We start from the raw sequence: 17,467 nt of genomic DNA, 5'->3' as shown, positions 1-17,467 counted from the left end.
CGATTCACTTGAACCTGGCTCATTGTATGCTGTATACAATTTAGAGCGGCACGACGGTATAACAAGTTCAAGAACGCTCGAGGTGTGAAATGACTCCACGAATTGCCCGCCCGCCGGGGCTCGCGGCCCTGTGCCTGATCCTTGCCAGCTTTGCCGTCATCATGTCGACGGTACTTCTTCTGAAAATCCCCGTGGCGCTGGCGCTGTTCGCCGCCTGGTTTGCCATGTTCGCCATCGGCAAAGGACTCGGGCACACCTACGACTCGCTCCAGCAGGGTGCCCTCGACGGTATTCGCAGCGGTCTGGAGGGCGTGCTGATCATCGTCACCGTCGGTGCGCTGATCGGCGGCTGGATCGCCGGCGGCATCGTGCCCAGCGTCATCTATTACGGCGTGTCGCTGATCGATCCCGCCTGGTTCCTACCGGCGGCATTTCTGATCTGCGGTCTCACCGGGCTGGTCACCGGCACCTCGTTCGGTGCGGTCGGCACCATCGGGATCGCCATGATGGGGATCGGCCACGGGTTCGAGCTACCACTCCCGGTGGTCGCGGGTGCGGTCATCTCCGGCGCCTACGTGGGCGACAAGCTCTCACCGCTTTCCGATACCACCGTACTGACGGCCTCCATCTGTGAAGTGCCGCTGATCGAGCACGTGCGCTCCATGCTCTACACCGGCGTCCCCTGCGTGACGCTGGCGACGGTCGGTTTTGCCCTCGCCGGCAATCACTTCTCGAGCGCCGACTACGACATGCAGCAGGCCGATGCGGTCATGAATCAGCTCGATGCCCACTTCTCGATCTCGCTCTGGCTGCTGCTGCCCATCCTCGCCACACTGGTGCTGCTCGCGCTGCGCAAGCCGGCACTGCCGGTCATCGCGATCGGCGCGGTCCTCGGCGTCGCCTGCGCCTGGGTCGTGCAGGACGATACGCCGCTTCAGGCCGTCAACGCGCTCTACGTGGGCAACCAGGGCGACTACGGTGACGGCTATCTCGCCAGCATCCTCAATCGCGGCGGCATCGTGTCGATGCTACCGGTGATCGCGATCGTCATCTTTGCGCTGGGGCTCGGCGGACTGATGGAGCGCCTGGGCGTACTGGAAACGATTGCCAATGCGCTGACGCGAATGGTTCACCGCAGCACCGGCCGGCTCACCCTCGCCACCATGGCCTGCGGTTTCTTCGGCACCATCTTCGGCGGCGCCGCCTACGTGGCCATCTTCACGGCGGCGTCGATGACCCGAAACATCTACGACCGGCTGGGGCTGCAGCGCACGGTGCTGTCACGCAACGTCGAAGCCGGCGGCACGCTCTCCACGCCGATGATTCCCTGGACCAGCGGCGCGGTATTCATGGCGACCACCACCGGCGTCGCGACCACCGATTACCTCCCCTTCCTCTGGTATCACTGGCTGGTGATGGCGTTCTCGCTCCTCTATGGCTTCACCGGGTTCGCAATGTGGCGACGCCCACAGGCCGATACCGACGTCGATGCCGAACCCGCTCGCTGATCCCCCCACTTTCTGGAGAACGACCTCATGACCAACACCACCGGCAGCTCTCAATCCTACGTCGCCGACTCGCGCAACGAAGACGTCATCGTCTACGTCGATGGCGAGTTCAAACCCAAGAGCCAGGCAACGGTATCGATCTTCGACAGCGGTTTCGTGCTGGGTGACGGCGTGTGGGAAGGCATTCGACTGGTCAACGGCAAACTGATCGCCCTCGACGAGCACATGAAGCGTCTCTTCCAGGGCGCGGCATCGATCTCGCTGGATCTCGGCGTCACCCGCGATGAGCTGGTCGGCCTGATTCATCAGACGCTGGAGAAGAACGGGATGACCGACGGCGTCCACATTCGCCTGATGGTCAGCCGTGGCCTCAAGAGCACGCCCAACCAGGACCCGCGATTTCTGCGGGGGAAGGCGACCATCGTCATCGTCGCCGAGCACAAGGTGGTCGATACCGCGGCCAAGGCGAAGGGGCTTTCGCTCTTCACCTCGACCTTCCGCTGCAGCTCGCCGGACGTGTTCGACCTCAGGCTCAACTCGCACAGCCGGCTCAACTTCATCCAGGCACTGATCCAGGCGATCAATGCCGGCGCCAACGAAGCGCTGATGCTCGACCCCAACGGCTTCGTCGCCAGCTGCAACTCGACCAACTTCTTCATCGTCCGCGATGGCGAACTCTGGACCTCCACCGGGCGCTACAACTTCAAGGGCATCACCCACAAGACGCTGATGCGCCTGGCCCGCGAAGATGGCATCGTCGTGCACGAAACGGACTACACCCTGGCGGAGACCTACACCGCCGACGAAGCCTTCGTCACGGGTACATTGGGTGGCCTGACGCCGGTCTATCAGATCGACGGGCATGCTATCGTTAACGAGCGCAGCGACAGCCTGACCGCGCGGCTGATGGCGCTCTACGACGCCTACCTCCACGGCTGAAGCCTGACTCCCACTGTTGGAATTGCATGTTCAAAACCGCCATCGAGCAGATCCCCGGGCGACAGACTCTCTGGGAGCAGACCGCCCAGCGCCTGCAGACATTGATCGCCAACGGCACCATCGCGCCGGGCACTCGTCTGACCGAACACGCCCTCGCCGAACAGCTCGGGGTCAGCCGTGCCCCCCTGCGCGAGGCGATTCGTCATCTGATGAATATCGGACTGCTGGTCAGCGAGCCCTACAAGGGCGTGCGGGTGCTGGAGCTGACCCCGGAAGGCCTGCATCAACTGTATGAGTACCGGACCGGGATCGAGCAGATGGCGTTTCGCAGCCTGTGGCCGAAACGCAGCGAGCAGAGTTTCCACGACCTGGACCGGCGCCACGCGGCACTGCTCGAGGCCATCGACAGTGGCGACAGCGCACTGGCCATCGAGCGCGAGCTCGAGCTGCACCAGTGGTGCTACGAGCTCAGCGGCAATGCGCTACTGGTGGATGCCTGGGCTCGGGTCAAACCGCACCTGTGCTGCTATTTCGTTCTGCATCAGCGCGCGCATAACCGGGCCGGCCCGGCGCGTGGATCGCACGACCGCTACCTCGAGTTTGCCAAGGGAGAGTCGTTGCCGGCGGCGCTCGACTTCATCGAACAGCACATGAAGCAGGGCTTCGACCAGGTGATCCGGCACCTCCGCTGACGCGCGACCGTCAGCGCTTCTTGGCACGCCCCTGCGGCGCTCGGCTGGCGCTTTTGGCATTGCGCGGTTTGCCACTGCCGCGGGCATCGGGCTTGCCTGACTTGCTGGATGACGGCTTGGGCTTGCCCGGCCCACCGCTGCCGGGCTTCGCGGCATTGCGACCTGCCGGCTTGCCCTTCGTCGCGTTCGGATTGGCTTTGGCGTGGGGCTTGCCCTTCGCGGCGGGCTTTCCCTTCGTCGCCGGTTTGGCCGAGCCCGGCGCCCCGGACTTCGCGGCGTGACGACCCGCGCCCCCTCCTTTACCACTCGCGCCGGACGGCTTGTGCTTCGCGCCGCCGGCGGATCGGCTCCCGCTGGAACGCTTGCCCGAGGCGTGGCCGCCGCCTTTGTTGCCTGCCTTGGGCGTCGACTTGGCGCGCGGCGGCTGCCCCTTGTCGGCCACCTTCTCGGACTGCTGCGTCAGCGCGAGAATGCCCTCGATCTCCTTCTCGGTGAGGTCGCGCCAGTCTCCCCGCGCCAGCCCCTTGAGCGAGACGTTCATGATGCGGTGACGCACCAGCTGCGTGACGTCATAGCCGAAGTACTCGCACATGCGGCGAATCTGGCGGTTCAGCCCCTGCACCAGGGTAATGTCGAAGGTAAACGTCGACACCTTTTTCACCCGGCAGCGCTTGGTCACCTGGCCGAGAATCGGCACGCCCTTCTGCATGTTCTCGACGAACTGCTCGGTGATCGGCTTGTTCACCGTCACCCGGTACTCTTTTTCGTGATTGTTGTCGGCGCGCAGGATCTTGTTGACCAGATCACCGTTGCTGGTGAGAAAGATCAGCCCTTCGGAATCCTTGTCCAGACGCCCGATGGGGAATATCCGGACACCGTGCCCGACGAAATCGACGATGTTGTCCTTCTCGCTCGACTCGGTGGTACTGACGATCCCCACCGGCTTGTTCAACGCGATGAGGACGAAGTCATCCTCCGCCGTCGGCTCGATCTCCTGGCCATTGACCTTGACCCGATCCCCCGGCGTGACCTGATCGCCGGTCGTCGCCCGACGCCCGTTGATCCAGACGTTGCCCTGCTCGACGAAGCGGTCCGCTTCGCGGCGAGAGCACATCCCGCTTTCGCTGATGTACTTGTTGATGCGGATGGATTGCCGAAACGACATAGCGTCTAACACCGTAAAACGTCACAGAAAGCGCAAAGTGTGTCGCAAACCGCGGGGGAAACGTTAGTCCTCGGGGCAAAAAATCCCCGGTGGCCCCCGACAGCGTGATCGCCGAGACGACATAACGCCATCGCGAGGCATCCTGTCGCGCCGCCGCGTCGAGACGTCAAAACGCCACCGCCGCGCTCGAGCGAGGCGCGGCGGTGGCGAGTCAGGCGGTGGTGACGCGTCAGACGGTAACGGCGAGCCGAGTCGTGGCGGCGTTAGCGCGGATCACTGCGCCTGGCGGTAACGCGCGAGCGAGGCCTCGAGCACTTCAACCGCGTCCGGCATCGGGGCAAAGCCATCGAGCTCGATCGTCTTGCCCCCCGTCGGCAGCTGCTTGTAGACCCTGAAGAATCCTTGAAGCCGTTCGCGCTCCATCGAGGGCAGGTCATCGATGCTCTGCACCTCGTCCCAGGAGGGGTCGACGTCATGCGTCGGTACCGCGATCACCTTGTCGTCCTGTTCGCCGCCATCGATCATGCGCAGCATGCCAATCGGCCGAACCTGCATGATCGCCCCCGGCACGATCGGGGTGCGCGTGAACGCCAGCACGTCCAGCGGGTCGCCATCGCCGCCGAGCGAGCTCGGGATCGAACCATAGTTGGCGGGATACGCCATCGGCATCGACAGGAAACGATCGACGATGACCCGGCCTGCCGCGTCGAGCTCATACTTGATCGCGCTGCCGGCGGGGATCTCGTTGACCATCAGAAAGGTCTCGGGGGCGTCGTCGCTCTGCGCGACATCGGCCAGCCCCTCCGCTGCCATGACCGGTGACGCGACGGCAAGACAGACAGCGACTGCCGTGCCCGCGAGCCAGGTGGCAAGCGACGTCGGCGTGACAAACTTCGAGTTCAGGGGGGGCATGGTGCGGCTCCGGTCGGTTATCGAAGCCAGTGACTGTCGCAGATCCGGATGTCACATCGATGAAGGCGCATACCCTGCCGACGGATCGTGAGGCCACGCTAGCCGTGAAGGGGTCCCGGCCAGTTCGCCTCGAGGGCCGTGAGCTGCGATCTCAGCGCAACGGTCAGTTCGCCATCCGGCTCGTCGATGAAGCGCGGCGTCGCCCCCGAGAGCGTCAGCGCGCCCACCCGCTTTCCATCCGGAGTGTGAACCGCCACGGCCAGCGCGGAGAGACCGGCACAGGCGACATCCTTGCTCAGGAAGATATCGCCGCGCCCTCCCTCTTCTTGCAGCGCCTGTCCGGTCGCGCCGCGGTTCAGATCGAAGACCGTGCCCTCCTCGAGGTGATGGCGGATCTCGCCATGCCCGATCTCGACGAGGCGACAGAGCCGCTGGCCGCCGTCATGCAGGTGGAAAGAGGCCGTCTCCCCGGTGGCGTCGCGAAGCGCCGTCAGTACCGGTCGTACCAGTCGCTCCAGCGTGTCGTCCTCCACCGCGATCGGCGCCAGACGCACCACCGCCGGCCCGATACGATAGATTCCCCGACCGTCGCGCACGGCATAACCGTAGCGCTCCAGCGATGACATCAGCCGCAGGATGGTGCTCTTGTAGAACCCCGTGGCGTGAGAGAGCTCTGTCAGCGACAGCGCCGGGCGCTGAGTCGTGAATGCTTCGAGCAGAGTGAGCGCTCGCTCCACGGCTTCGACACGGCGTTGGGTCATGGCGGATTCCTTGGCGATTGAAGAGTGACGATGCCCCGTCCGGGTCGGGATCAATCTCACGGGCACCGCAAGCGACCAGCGCCGGCATGTCGCCATCTGGCACCTCGAAGAGTATTTCGCATGGTAAAACAAGAGTGCACTGGAGAGAACCTTGCCGGCATCGCTGCTGGCCCGGCGACTGGCCGAACGCTCGCGGCTGCCGGCGGGGTGACCCACCGGCCACGCTCACGGGGTTCACTGCAGTGTGAGCACTCACATCGGATCACCGCGAGACGCCGTCTCGGGGTTGAACGACGCATCGGCTGCAAAACGGCACTCACTTGCTAGACTTCTCCCCGGGTTCGGCAACGCCCCGTCACCTGTTTATCCCTTTTCACGTTCTTTCCCGTTGCGAGGTAAACCGCATGTCTCAGACGACCATCAAGACCGAGTGGATCGAGATCACCGCCGAGGATGGCAAGACGTTCAACGCCTATCAGGCGCTGCCGCCGAAGGGTAAAGGCCCCGGCATCGTGCTGATTCAGGAGATCTTCGGCGTCAACGGCCATATCCGCGGCGTCGCCGAGCAGTACGCGATGGATGGCTATACCGTCATCGCTCCCGACGTATTCTGGCGCGAGATGCCCGGCGTGGAGCTGGGCTACGACGGCGACGACTGGAAGGAAGCGGTGGCGCACAAGAACGCGCTCGATTTCCCCACCGCCATCAGCGACCTGCGTGCCGTCACCAAAGCACTACGGGCGAGCCCGGTCTGCGACGGCCCCGTGGCCTCCGTGGGCTACTGCATGGGCGGCGTGCTCTCCTACCTCTGCGGCCTGGATGCCGGCGTCGATGCTGCCATCTGCTACTACGCGGGCGGTGTGACCGAGCACCTCGGCCGTGCGGATGAACTCAAGGTGCCGACGCAGTTCCACTTCGGTGCCGAAGACGACCATATTCCGCTCGAGCACGTCGAGCAGACTCGCGACGCCTTCGCCGGCCGCAGTGACGTCGAGGTTCACCTCTACGACAACGCCGAGCACGGCTTCAACTGCTGGGCGCGGGCGAGCTACAACCAGCACGCTTCCGCACTGGCCCACGGCCACACACTGACGTTTCTGGCCAGCCGCACTCAGTAAGCAGCGCCGCGAAGCCGCCAGCGGCCGGGCGCCGAGATAAGCGCTTGTCGATAGCCGCAGCGCCGACTAGCTTTCGTCAGGCATGCAGGGAGACAGCATGCGCATCTGACTGAGCAAGGAGAAGCACTATGGGCATCATTGCGTGGATCATCTTCGGCCTGATCGCCGGCGCCATTGCGAAACTGATCATGCCGGGCAAGGATCCGGGCGGTTTCATCGTCACCATCATCATCGGGATCCTGGGTGCCGTGGTCGGTGGCTGGATCGGTACCGCGCTGGGCTTTGGCAGCGTGTCCGGCTTCAACGTCGGCAGCTTCGCCGTCGCGATCCTCGGCGCCATCGTGCTGCTGGTGCTCTATCGCGTCGTGCGTAAGTAACCCGCTCCACGCCCCGCGCTTTACCGATGCGCCCGACTCGGCCCCGTGCCGAGTCGGGCGTCGTTCGCTCAGTGGCCGGCGGTGACAGGAACTCCCCCCGGACACTGGCCGTGACACGCGCGGCCAATGTTCTACTCGTTCAACGTTTTCGGAACGCTTTTCATGACGACTCATTTCTACGAACCCGCCAACGGCCACGGTCTGGCCCATAACCCCTTCAAGGCGATCGTCGGACCGCGCCCGATCGGCTGGATCTCCTCCCGCGACCGCCAGGGCAATCTCAACCTGGCCCCCTACAGCTTCTTCAATGCGTTCGCCGATGCGCCGCCGATCATCGGTTTCGCCAGCGCCGGCTACAAGGACAGCGTGCGCAACATCGAGCAGACCGGCGAATTCTGCTGGCATCTGGCGACCCGCGCGCTCGGCGAGGCGATGAACCAGAGCGCCGCCACGGTCGAACCGGATGTGGATGAATTCGATCTGGCCGCGCTGACGGCGACGCCGTCTTCGGTCATCGACGTGCCTCACGTCAAGGAAGCCCAGGTCGTCTTCGAGTGCCGGCTGAGCCAGTGCCTCCGGCTCACCTCTGCCGCCGGCGAGTCGATGGACAACTGGCTGGTGCTGGGCGAAGTGGTCGGCGTGCATATCGACACCGCGCTGATCGACGACGGCGTTTATCAGACCGCCGCGGCGCGTCCGATCCTCCGCGGTGGCGGACCGGGGGACTATTTCGAGATCAGCAACGAGGCGCTTTTCGAGATGCGCCGCCCGTCGTGAATCTCACCGTCGCTGGCGCGAGGGCGTGACTCACGTCTTCGCCATCTCGGTGGCGTAGAAGCGCCAGGTATTGCGCCCGGCGCGCTTGGCGGCATACATCGCCCGATCCGCCATTTCGACCGCCTGCTGTGGGCTGTCGGTGTCGATACCCAGCGTGGCGATACCCAGGCTGACCCCGAGCCGTATCTCCGTCCCCGCGCCATCTTCCAGCGGGATGGGGGTCTCCAGACACGCGAGAAAGCGCTGGATGAGCGTTTCCACCTCGTCGTGACGCTCACAGCCCTCCAGCAGTACCACGAACTCGTCGCCACCGAGACGCGCGATGTAGTCTCGCTGCCGCAACAGGCCGGAAAGGGTCCTGGCGACGTGGCGAAGCACGCGATCGCCGGCGTGATGCCCGTGGGTGTCATTGATCTGCTTGAAATGATCGAAATCGAGCATCATCAGCGAGTGGTGGCGGCTCGGGTAGAGCCGGTAATGGCGCGCCATCACCGCCAGACGGTGATCGAATCCGCGGCGGTTGCCGAGCCCGGTGAGCGGGTCCGTCACCGCCATCTGCGCCGCCGTCTCGGCGGCGTGCTTGCGCTCCGTCACGTCGTGGGCGACCCCCTGCAGTCGCCCCGTCTCCAGCGGTTTGACCAGCAGGCTGATCCAGCGTGACCCGCCCTCTTGCGTGACTTCGCAGAGATACTCGCGCTGCCCCTCGCGCTTCTCATCGCGCTCCCGACCGCTCGCCGTCTCGATGCTGGCGTCGCCCGGTGCCAGCGAAGCGAACGCGATGGGGTCGGCGTCAAGATCCCGCTGCCGCTCGATGCCGAACAGCCGGCGAAACGCCGGGTTGGCCGAGCGCATCAGCCCTTGGCCATCGAGTTCGAACAGTCCCGCCTCGACGTTGTCGAAAATTGCCCGGTAGCGGCGCTCCTCGACTTCACGCTCCACCCTCAAGCGGCGTTCCTGACCGAGACTCGCGACCAGGTTGTCGATCATCACGTTGACGCTGGCAACCAGCGCACCGATCTCATCGTCACGGTTGCTGCGCGGCGCCTTGAGCTTCTGTCCCGTTTCCACCTCGAGCTCGCTCAACCGGTGTGATATCCCGGTAATCGGTCGGGTCACGTAACGCGCGACCACCAGAATGACGCAGACGCCGATCCCGAGAAGCTGCAGCAACAGCGCCGCACCCAGGAAGATCGACGCCTGGGCGACCTTGAGATCGACCTCGTCCTGATCCGGCTCGACGGTCATGCGACACACGTTCACACCGGGCTCGAACGGCGAGCTGACCTCGCGAACGACTGGCGATAGCGTCGTCTCGGCAAGCCTCGGCCCGGTTCGCCCCGCGGCGAGCACCGTTCCATCGCTCGCCCGAATCGTGACCGCATTGACGATATTGTTGCTCAGAAGCCCCTGCGTGACCTCCTGCGCCATTCGCTCATCGGCCAGAAAGCAGGCGATCTGCGCGGTCCGCTCGACCGTCGTGAGCAGCTCTTCCAGGCGGATCTGCTGTGTCTGTTTGACGTTGGCCGCGCGCAGTTGGACGGCGATGCCCAGAAACAGACCGCCAAGCAGCGCGACGATCAGCAGAATGATCGCCGTGGTGCGCAGTGCCAGGCGCGTGCGGAAGAGCAGCAGCAGACGCGTCATCGGGTTATTCATCGAGCGTCAGCACGACGCGCAAGTCATCCCAGGCCGTCTCGCTGTCGACATATCCGAGAACGTTGGGGTTGTGAGCCAACAAATGATGGACGTCAGCGGCACTTTGGCTCTGCTGCGGCGGCGATGCCTCGCCGGAGAAGACGAGCCGCGCCCAGTAGGAGTTGATCGCTGCGAGATTCTTGTCGACCAGCGCACGATAGAAGCGCGGCTTGAGTGACACCAGATCGACCGGCAGCGCCAGCCCCCCGTTGGGCAACTTGCGATACCGCCCCATGAAGATATTGATCGCGTCACTGCGTGACAGCGTCCGGATGCCGCTGTCGGGATTGACGACGACCAGGATGTCGGCGCCGGCCGGAACCGCGACCAGCAGCATCGACACAAGCAAAAACAGTCGGACTCGGTTCATGACGCGTCCCTAGAAGATGAAGTCCAGACCGAGGGTGAAGACCGAACTCCACCCTCCGCGCCAGTCGCTGTCGGTATCGCGCCACAGGAAGCCCGGGCTGCGCGTATCGATGCGGTCGAGCTGCGCCTTGAGCGCCAGGTTGGCGGCAACGTCGTATCGCGCCCCCAGTGAATAGGTCTGCTGATCGATATCGCTGCCGTCAGGGTGGGTGGAGGTCGTCTTGACCTTCGACATCATGACGAAAGGCGTGACCCGCTGAACCCGATAGCCGACGGAGACGAAGCCGGAGTCGATCTGGCCCTCGTAGCGCGTCACTTTGCTGCGATTGACCATCGCCTGCACCGTCAGCGGCCCGCGGTCGTAAAGCGCGCCCAACGAGAAGAGCGTAATGCGATCGAATCCGAACACATCTCCCAGCACGTTGTTCGGATCGAGATTGGCGAACGGCACGCGCTCGATCGCGTCGGCGACCGGGCCGCGATAGTCGACATCGGAGTGGATCTGGGTATAGCTCACCCGAAACCGCCAAGGGCCCGTCTCGTAGTCGAGATTGCCGCCGTAGACCTGATCGACGTCGAATTCGGCGGACAGCCCCTCAGTGAGATAGATCTCGCTGTCGGAGCGACCGGCGTAGAGCTTCAAACGCACCAGGTCGCTGCCCACCGGCTGCTTGAACGTCACGTCCGCGCCGTCGATGTGGACCAGCTGCAGCGTGCCGAAGTGATCCACCGGCGGCCGCACCCAGTTGTAGGCATATCCGACGTAGCGGGAATCGGCGAGTTGATAGACGTCCCAGCCCAGCCGCCCCGCGCGAAGCTGCACGGCGGGGTCGGGCCGGTAACGCACGAACGCCCAGCTCAGCTCCGGCTCGAAGTGCCCGGACTCCTGATAGCGACTCAGCCCCTGGACCACCACGTCGAGTTCATCGGTGAAGCGATAGCCGAGCTGCGCGCCGAGCAGCGAATCGGTCTTGCCGCTCCAGCCATCGCCGGCGCCCTCGCGCTGACTGATGTCGCGAACGAAATCCGCATTCGCCTGATCGCTGTGAACGGCCGCGAGCGTGCCGAAACCGCTGAACCTCAGCCGGGTTTCATCGTCGAGCGGGTGACCGAACGCCGACGGGATCGGTGCGGCCAGACACAGCGCCCAGGACACAAGCCCCAGCGCTGTCAGCCCGAGGCGTGGGTTCTCTCCCCTGGCAGAACCCGCCGGTCCCGATCCGACACTTCGCTGTCGGGTTCGTCTCCGTCGGCGCGGACTGAGCCGCGCAAACCACAATCGCTTCATACATCTCTCCGGCGCCGACGACACCCGAATTGTAAAGAAAGGTTACAGAGGTGAAGTTATTGTCGGCAGACGGCGGCAAATCTTAAGCACACCTCGACTTGAGTTCGTTATCGGCTGCCGCCACATGATGACGACCCCTTAAACCGTCACCGCGGCGTCAGGCGCTGACACCCGACCGGCAACGGGGCTGTCAGGGTGGGTTGCAGCCGACGTGCTAGACTCAGCGCCTGTTTTTGCGTCCGGGACTCGGCGAGCGCTTGCGCGCCGCCACCGCACACCAGGTTCCGCTCGACGACTCGTTTCCGCGTATTCAAGGAGCTAGGCACGCATGTCTCTGGAAGAACTGCATCTCAATCTGCGTAACCTCGCTTCCGAGGACTACCCGCAGCTCAAGCGGCTGATGGACGCCATCTACGACGATATCGGCGGCGCCTGGTCGAAGCTCACCATCGACAAGCTGATCGACGAGTTCCCCGATGGCCAGATCCTGATCGAGGACGACGACAAGATCGTCGGTGTCGCCCTCACCGTGCAGGTGGACTACGACCGCTTCTCCAACCCGCACAAATACGATGAGCTGATCGGCCATCGCGAGATCATCCTCAACGACGCCGACGGCGACGCCATCTACGGCCTCGACGTGCTGATCGACCCCGCCTACCGCGGCTACCGTCTGGGCCGGCGCCTGTACGAGGCGCGCAAGGATCTCTGCCGCTCGATGAACCTGCGTGCGATTCTCGCCGGCGGGCGAATCCCCCACTACCACCAGCACGCCGACGAGATGGAGCCGAGCGAGTACATCGAGCGGGTCGCCCGCAAGGAGTTCTACGACCCGATCCTCTCGTTCCAGCTCGCCAACGACTTCCTGGTCAAGCGGCTGTTGAAGAAGTATCTGCCCGAAGACGAGAAATCGATGGGCTACGCCACCCTGCTCGAGTGGAATAACATCCTCTATGAGCCGGCGAGCCTGGTGATCGACACGCGAAAGACCCAGGTTCGCGTAGGCGCGGTGCAGTGGCAGATGCGCGAGTTCGACTCGGTGGAGAAAGTGCTCGAGCAGGTGGAGTTCTACGTCGACGCCATCTCCGACTACCAGAGTGACTTCGCCGTCTTCCCGGAACTGTTCAACACGCCGCTGATGGCGCTGACCGACCAGACCGATCAGGCCGCGGCGATTCAGTTTCTGGCGGGCTTTACCGAGCGCTTCAAGACCGAGATCTCCCGCATGGCGATCTCCTACAACATCAACATCGTCGCCGGCTCCATGGTCGAGATCGGCGAGGACGGCAAGCTCTACAACGTGGCGTACCTCTGCCATCGCGACGGCAGCATCGACCGTCAGGCGAAGCTGCACATCACCCCGCAGGAGCGCCGGGACTGGATCGTCGAAGGCGGCGACGAACTGCAGGTGTTCGAAACCGACGCCGGCCGCGTGGGCATCCTGATCTGCTACGACGTCGAGTTCCCGGAACTACCGCGCCTGCTCGCCGAGCAGGACATGGACATCCTGATCGTGCCGTTCTGGACCGATACCAAGAACAGCTACCTGCGCGTGCGCCACTGCGCCCAGGCCCGCGCCATCGAGAACGAGTGCTACGTGGTCGCCTGCGGCAGCGTGGGTAACGTGCCCTCCATCGAGAACCTGGACATCCAGTACGCCCAGTCGTCGGTCTTCTCGCCGTCGGACTTCGCCTTCCCGCACGACGCGGTGATGTCGGAGACCACGCCGAACACCGAGATGGTAATGTTCTCCGATCTCGACCTGACCAAGCTCAAGCTGGTGCGCGCCGAAGGCGCCGTCACCAACCTGCGCGACCGCCGGCTGGATCTCTACGACCTACGCCTGCGCGACTGGTCGTGGAAGTCGGGTAGCCGTCAGGAAGAGAACTGAGCCATGGGCTGGTGGGGCAGGCTGGGCAGACGGCGTTCCCATGCGCCGGCCTTCGACCCCGATGTCTGGCGCCCCGTGCGCCAGAGCCTGCCGCTGCTGGCCGCGCTCACTGACGCCGAGGCCGAACGCCTCGGCCTCCGCGCCTGGGCACTGACGCAACGGCTACGCTGGTCCGCCGCGGGCGAGGTCGAGTTCGACCTGCCCGCCCAGCTCGCCATCGCCGCTCAGGCGTGCCTGCTGACACTCGGCTGGAACGACGCCGACGCCGAGGCGGCCTTTGCTAACGTCCACGAGATCGTGCTGTTGCCGGACGCCTTTCACCGCCAGGTGGAAGAGATGGATGAGGCCGGCGTCATGCACGAATACGTGGATGAGCGCGCCGGCGAGACCTCCTGGCGCGGCCCGGTGGCACTCGCCATCCCCGAGATCGAAGAGAGCGGCGACTTCACCGGCTACAACGTCGTGATCCACGAGTTCGCCCACCAGCTCGACCTCGGCAACTCTCAGGACGTCGACGGCTTTCCCCCGCTCGCCGCCAATAGCGACGTCACTGCCCAGGCGTGGCACCGCGTCTTCACCGCCGTGTGGGACGACCTGCAGGCGCATCTCGAACGCAACGCCCCCACCCCCATCGACGACTACGCCGCCACCCACCCCGGCGAATGCTTCGCCGTCTGCTGCGAGCTGTTCTTTACCGCCCCGGATCAGTTACACGCCGTGTATCCCGAGCTGCTGAATCTGCTCGAGCGGTACTTTCGGCAGGAATCACTGGCGCGGTTTGGGCGCAACCCTCCGGCCAGAAATGATCAGTTGCAGGGCTGATCCTCACGCCTCGCGATTCCGCTCGCCTCGTATCACCCACCACCTCGCTCCACCGATCATTCCGATCCAACCGATTCCGACTAGAGAATTGGTCTCACGGGCGTTACTCATAAGAAACATTGATTTACATTGAAGGGAAATCGCATGCCATGGAGTTCGGGTAGCGCCATGGCTGGGGAATGGGCATTGGAAGACCGAGGCTGTGTACGACCCCAAAGCGCCCCTTCCGGCAAAGGCAGCAGGCGCGCATATTGGTGCTATGGGGCAGCCGCGAAGAAAATTTCCATCAAAATCAGAAGCTTGGTGTTGCAGCATAAGAATATTGAACGCGCGCGCTCGTTCAAGTAGCAAAACGCGCGCACCACCTAATACCTGTTATATTTATAGGCGGGGAATATGATTCAAGAAATACACATCGGTATTTCGTATCAGGAAGACATTCCTCAGGGCTTCATAGATGAGTTCTCTGCGACAGTTTCTGCCCCCCGCCTCCAGCTTAAAATTGAATCGCGATCTCGTGGTTTCTACGCCTCTATTGAGTGGGCCTTGCCAACCTTGGTAATCGCGTATTTGGCAAAACCGTACTTCGAGGGATTCCTCCAAGAGGCCGGGAAGGATCATTATCAGGCTCTGAAGAAAGGTATCTTGCAGCTTGCTCGCAGGCTACACGGCAAACATCCGGAACGCAGAGATCGGAAGCGCTCATTGCTGTTTTCAACCATAGTGTCTTTGCAAGATGGAAGGTCTCTGAAGTTTATTTTCCCCGAAGGTGTGTCGCTCGAAAAATATGAGATTGCGGTTGATTCGATGTACAGCCTCTTGTCAGAGCACTTCCAGATGCATCCTAGCGACAGCATCACCGAAATTGCGGTGAAGTTAAGTTCTCCTAGTAGGTCACTCTATTTCGAGTTCGACCCCGAGCAAGAAATTTGGACGCTACTTGATCCGTTGCTCGAAGCTCAGAAAGAGCATGCGAAGTAAAAATATAACAATCGGCTGCACAGCGACCGTTTTTCCGCCGCTTCGCGGCTCCAAAACCGGCGCGTGAGCCGGGCGTTATATTCCTTTACAGACATAGGAGGTTACATTGAATCTTAGGGATATCTTATATTTTGACTTTGATAAGGCTGCCTCTCTTGTCAGCCAATTAGAAGGCGGTTTAGCTAAGCAAAGAGCTGAAACATCCGAAGAAACTCAAGACGAAAAAAATATCAGAAAGTACGAGTTGTTAAAGGTTTTCAAGTCTGAGTTTGGCGGCATTCATACAGATAAAAAAGCTGTTTTAGAAACAAAAGTTCTGCACCATGATCTTCTGGTAAGACTTGAGGAGACGTTAATTGAACTAGGCTTCGCTACCGATATAAACGGTACGGTAGCGATTTCACAAAATTCTTCTCTTGAAGCAATGCATGCAGACATATCGAAATCCCCATATTTAAAAGTTGAAGGGTGGTGTGCCTTTGAAGATTTTGAGAAGCTCTATGAGTCAACAAAAAACTTTAATGATTTGCTGGGTTTTATAAAGCGATGCGAATTTAATTCAATATTAAATATAGACCAATTAAAGCTACAGTTGGATTCTATAGAAGAAGAGTCTGGAAAGAATTCTAAGAGATTCAAGGATGCAAGAGCGGAATTTAAACAGTCCGAGAAATTGGTTGCTGAGAACATTGATAAGGCTAAGCTCCCAGAGTGGCTATTTGAAGGAGTTAGAGAGTGGATAGACACATATATTGATGGTCGTTTAAATCTACGGGTTTGTCCTTTTGAAGAGTTTCCAGAAATGGAGGTTATAGCCAACTTGAAAAGGGCTTGCTTTATTGATGATGATTTAAAGCATCTCATGTATGGATATGGCTCGGAGCCAAATCGAAAGTTGTGTGTTCTTGGGCTTGTGACTTCAGTACCACCGAAAGATGAAACTACTTTATTCGATATGTATGAAGCATATGTGGATAAAGAGGAGGTAGATGGGGAAACTGAAGTAGAAACTATTGAGAGAGCATTTAGATCAATATTCCCAGCATTGCGTAACATGGAAAAATTTACATCGTTTCATAGATATCCAAGAATAGTCGTACACCCAATTGCCGTGTATCGAAATATTCAATCGGAATATAACAATGCCAGTAAGTCGGACTCGTAAATTCGCCGCTTCTGGCGGGCGTTAGATTGAATTTTGAGACTGAAACATATGCCTACCACAACAACATCAAGACTTCCGCCGCCAACTTCTTGGGATGAGTTTGAAGATGTCTGTAAAAGTTCATTCTCACTGAGGTGGGCTAATCAAAATTTGGCAAGACATGGACGGCAAGGACAGAAACAAGACGGGGTCGATATCTACGGGGTAGATTCTTTACAAAACTTTGTCGGCATTCAATGTAAAAATACTATTTCCACAATCAGCCAGCAGCTAATAGAAAGCGAGATTGTAAAAGCAGAACAGTTTGCTCCTCAGCTGGCTGCACTTTATATTGCGACAACGGCTGATCGTGATGTGCATATTCAAGCTTTTGCACGCAAGCTCTCTGAAGAAAGAAGAGCTCAAAGTAAATTCCCAGTTGATGTGGTTTTTTGGCCAGATATTGTCCATGACCTGTCTAGAGACGATGCTGCAATTCGGCAGCATTTTCCTCAATACTTCAGTTTGCCCTCTCAAACACCTGAACAATTAAAGCGTGAAAAGGATATTGACAACATAAGTGCATTCATTGAAGTAATAGACTTCCCGTCAACATACGAACACTTAAGATGGGGGGCAAAATACATTCATCTATCTATTTTAGAGCAGCTGGAGAATATGAATAGTGTTAAGCAGTCTCCAGTCTTTAATTTACATGACAAAAATTTACTTGCCGCTGTAAACGAACTTATAGATGAATGGAGTGATTTGTGTTCTCTTGTGCGCCAAGCACCATACAACTTAATCGGAGATCAAAACACATTAAGCTTCTACATGCCGGGTGATTCTTGTAGAAACCGAGAAGAGAATGACATGTATGAAAACATAGATGAACAAATAAAAAATCTTATTCATTCAATTAGTTCATTTTGCCAGTTGATTAACACAACTTATCTAGAGGTCAATCTTGAACGCTCTAGCTCGAAGGCAAGATCACTATATTAGCAAATCTAACAAGCGCATGTTGG

Annotated in this window: 17 protein-coding genes; 11 read left to right on the top strand and 6 right to left on the bottom strand. The window is 60.5% G+C overall.

The genetic code is table 11. The features are described from left to right. The first annotated feature begins 89 nt into the window (after window positions 1–89). Genes nhaC through DOM41_RS06835 form a run of 3 tightly spaced genes read left to right on the top strand, consistent with a single transcriptional unit; the run spans window position 90 to window position 3,139 of the window. Window positions 90–1,508: a Na+/H+ antiporter NhaC gene (nhaC, locus tag DOM41_RS06845; RefSeq protein ID WP_110686085.1), complete on the top strand. Its 1,419-nt coding sequence runs from the start codon at window positions 90–92 to the stop codon at window positions 1,506–1,508. A 27-nt stretch (window positions 1,509–1,535) separates the two neighbouring features. Further along, window positions 1,536–2,447, top strand: coding sequence for an aminotransferase class IV (locus DOM41_RS06840; RefSeq protein ID WP_110686084.1), 912 nt, complete (start codon window positions 1,536–1,538; stop codon window positions 2,445–2,447). A 26-nt stretch (window positions 2,448–2,473) separates the two neighbouring features. Further along, window positions 2,474–3,139 (top strand): GntR family transcriptional regulator, encoded by a 666-nt coding sequence (locus tag DOM41_RS06835; protein WP_110686083.1) that lies wholly within the window; start codon window positions 2,474–2,476, stop codon window positions 3,137–3,139. A gap of 10 nt (window positions 3,140–3,149) precedes the next feature. Here the strand turns inward: DOM41_RS06835 and rluF are convergent, their stop codons facing one another. The 3 genes from rluF to DOM41_RS06820 form a co-directional block, all read right to left on the bottom strand. Further along, complete coding sequence (gene rluF / locus DOM41_RS06830) at window positions 3,150–4,304, bottom strand: 23S rRNA pseudouridine(2604) synthase RluF (RefSeq protein ID WP_110686082.1); 1,155 nt, start codon at window positions 4,302–4,304, stop codon at window positions 3,150–3,152. Window positions 4,305–4,577: 273 nt separating this feature from the next. Beyond that, on the bottom strand, window positions 4,578–5,216 hold the full coding sequence (locus DOM41_RS06825; protein ID WP_245391766.1) for an inorganic diphosphatase: 639 nt from the start codon (window positions 5,214–5,216) through the stop codon (window positions 4,578–4,580). A gap of 98 nt (window positions 5,217–5,314) precedes the next feature. Then, window positions 5,315–5,977, bottom strand: a complete 663-nt coding sequence (locus DOM41_RS06820; RefSeq protein ID WP_157956877.1) for an IclR family transcriptional regulator — start codon at window positions 5,975–5,977, stop codon at window positions 5,315–5,317. Between the two features lie 404 nt (window positions 5,978–6,381). Here DOM41_RS06820 and DOM41_RS06815 point away from each other — a divergent pair, with 404 nt between their 5' ends. The 3 genes from DOM41_RS06815 (at window position 6,382) to DOM41_RS06805 (ending at window position 8,249) form a co-directional block, all read left to right on the top strand. Continuing rightward, window positions 6,382–7,095 carry a dienelactone hydrolase family protein gene (locus tag DOM41_RS06815; RefSeq protein WP_110686080.1) on the top strand — a complete coding sequence of 238 codons (714 nt, stop codon included), beginning with the start codon at window positions 6,382–6,384 and terminating at the stop codon, window positions 7,093–7,095. Window positions 7,096–7,223: 128 nt separating this feature from the next. Continuing rightward, window positions 7,224–7,472 carry a GlsB/YeaQ/YmgE family stress response membrane protein gene (locus DOM41_RS06810; protein ID WP_110686079.1) on the top strand — a complete coding sequence of 83 codons (249 nt, stop codon included), beginning with the start codon at window positions 7,224–7,226 and terminating at the stop codon, window positions 7,470–7,472. A 162-nt stretch (window positions 7,473–7,634) separates the two neighbouring features. Beyond that, complete coding sequence (locus DOM41_RS06805) at window positions 7,635–8,249, top strand: flavin reductase family protein (protein WP_188112371.1); 615 nt, start codon at window positions 7,635–7,637, stop codon at window positions 8,247–8,249. A gap of 30 nt (window positions 8,250–8,279) precedes the next feature. Here the strand turns inward: DOM41_RS06805 and DOM41_RS06800 are convergent, their stop codons facing one another. From DOM41_RS06800 to DOM41_RS06790, 3 genes are read right to left on the bottom strand one after another with little or no spacing between them, the layout of a single operon-like run. Beyond that, window positions 8,280–9,893 (bottom strand): diguanylate cyclase domain-containing protein, encoded by a 1,614-nt coding sequence (locus DOM41_RS06800; protein ID WP_188112370.1) that lies wholly within the window; start codon window positions 9,891–9,893, stop codon window positions 8,280–8,282. Window positions 9,894–9,897: 4 nt separating this feature from the next. Then, window positions 9,898–10,314, bottom strand: coding sequence for a type 2 periplasmic-binding domain-containing protein (locus tag DOM41_RS06795; protein WP_110686076.1), 417 nt, complete (start codon window positions 10,312–10,314; stop codon window positions 9,898–9,900). Between the two features lie 9 nt (window positions 10,315–10,323). Beyond that, window positions 10,324–11,469 carry a porin gene (locus tag DOM41_RS06790; protein ID WP_157956876.1) on the bottom strand — a complete coding sequence of 382 codons (1,146 nt, stop codon included), beginning with the start codon at window positions 11,467–11,469 and terminating at the stop codon, window positions 10,324–10,326. A gap of 460 nt (window positions 11,470–11,929) precedes the next feature. Between DOM41_RS06790 and DOM41_RS06785 the strand changes: the two genes are divergently transcribed. The 5 genes from DOM41_RS06785 (at window position 11,930) to DOM41_RS06770 (ending at window position 17,444) form a co-directional block, all read left to right on the top strand. Beyond that, window positions 11,930–13,492, top strand: coding sequence for a bifunctional GNAT family N-acetyltransferase/carbon-nitrogen hydrolase family protein (locus DOM41_RS06785; RefSeq protein WP_110686074.1), 1,563 nt, complete (start codon window positions 11,930–11,932; stop codon window positions 13,490–13,492). A 3-nt stretch (window positions 13,493–13,495) separates the two neighbouring features. Beyond that, window positions 13,496–14,314 (top strand): M90 family metallopeptidase, encoded by an 819-nt coding sequence (locus DOM41_RS06780; protein WP_110686073.1) that lies wholly within the window; start codon window positions 13,496–13,498, stop codon window positions 14,312–14,314. Between the two features lie 396 nt (window positions 14,315–14,710). Further along, window positions 14,711–15,295, top strand: coding sequence for a hypothetical protein (locus DOM41_RS06775; protein WP_110686072.1), 585 nt, complete (start codon window positions 14,711–14,713; stop codon window positions 15,293–15,295). Window positions 15,296–15,401: 106 nt separating this feature from the next. Further along, on the top strand, window positions 15,402–16,460 hold the full coding sequence (locus tag DOM41_RS17465) for a DUF6414 family protein (protein ID WP_157956875.1): 1,059 nt from the start codon (window positions 15,402–15,404) through the stop codon (window positions 16,458–16,460). Window positions 16,461–16,508: 48 nt separating this feature from the next. Next, window positions 16,509–17,444, top strand: coding sequence for a hypothetical protein (locus tag DOM41_RS06770; RefSeq protein WP_110686071.1), 936 nt, complete (start codon window positions 16,509–16,511; stop codon window positions 17,442–17,444). Window positions 17,445–17,467: the final 23 nt, after the last annotated feature.

The organism is Salinicola aestuarinus (assembly GCF_003206645.1).
Taxonomy (GTDB): Bacteria; Pseudomonadota; Gammaproteobacteria; order Pseudomonadales; family Halomonadaceae; genus Salinicola; species Salinicola aestuarinus.
The sequence above is the reverse complement of the archived record's forward strand: the minus strand, read 5'-3'. Positions and strand labels throughout refer to the sequence as shown.

Bases quoted from the DNA above. Each gene is read 5' to 3' on its own strand.
- DOM41_RS06795 (WP_110686076.1), bottom strand. From the start codon at position 10,314: ATGAACCGAGTCCGACTGTTTTTGCTTGTGTCGATGCTGCTGGTCGCG.
- DOM41_RS06770 (WP_110686071.1), top strand. From the start codon at position 16,509: ATGCCTACCACAACAACATCAAGACTTCCGCCGCCAACTTCTTGGGAT.
- rluF (WP_110686082.1), bottom strand. From the start codon at position 4,304: ATGTCGTTTCGGCAATCCATCCGCATCAACAAGTACATCAGCGAAAGC.
- DOM41_RS06815 (WP_110686080.1), top strand. From the start codon at position 6,382: ATGTCTCAGACGACCATCAAGACCGAGTGGATCGAGATCACCGCCGAG.
- DOM41_RS06800 (WP_188112370.1), bottom strand. From the start codon at position 9,893: ATGACGCGTCTGCTGCTGCTCTTCCGCACGCGCCTGGCACTGCGCACC.
- DOM41_RS06785 (WP_110686074.1), top strand. From the start codon at position 11,930: ATGTCTCTGGAAGAACTGCATCTCAATCTGCGTAACCTCGCTTCCGAG.
- DOM41_RS06775 (WP_110686072.1), top strand. From the start codon at position 14,711: ATGATTCAAGAAATACACATCGGTATTTCGTATCAGGAAGACATTCCT.
- DOM41_RS06810 (WP_110686079.1), top strand. From the start codon at position 7,224: ATGGGCATCATTGCGTGGATCATCTTCGGCCTGATCGCCGGCGCCATT.
- DOM41_RS06840 (WP_110686084.1), top strand. From the start codon at position 1,536: ATGACCAACACCACCGGCAGCTCTCAATCCTACGTCGCCGACTCGCGC.
- DOM41_RS06780 (WP_110686073.1), top strand. From the start codon at position 13,496: ATGGGCTGGTGGGGCAGGCTGGGCAGACGGCGTTCCCATGCGCCGGCC.
- DOM41_RS06835 (WP_110686083.1), top strand. From the start codon at position 2,474: ATGTTCAAAACCGCCATCGAGCAGATCCCCGGGCGACAGACTCTCTGG.
- DOM41_RS06820 (WP_157956877.1), bottom strand. From the start codon at position 5,977: ATGACCCAACGCCGTGTCGAAGCCGTGGAGCGAGCGCTCACTCTGCTC.
- DOM41_RS06825 (WP_245391766.1), bottom strand. From the start codon at position 5,216: ATGCCCCCCCTGAACTCGAAGTTTGTCACGCCGACGTCGCTTGCCACC.
- DOM41_RS06805 (WP_188112371.1), top strand. From the start codon at position 7,635: ATGACGACTCATTTCTACGAACCCGCCAACGGCCACGGTCTGGCCCAT.
- nhaC (WP_110686085.1), top strand. From the start codon at position 90: ATGACTCCACGAATTGCCCGCCCGCCGGGGCTCGCGGCCCTGTGCCTG.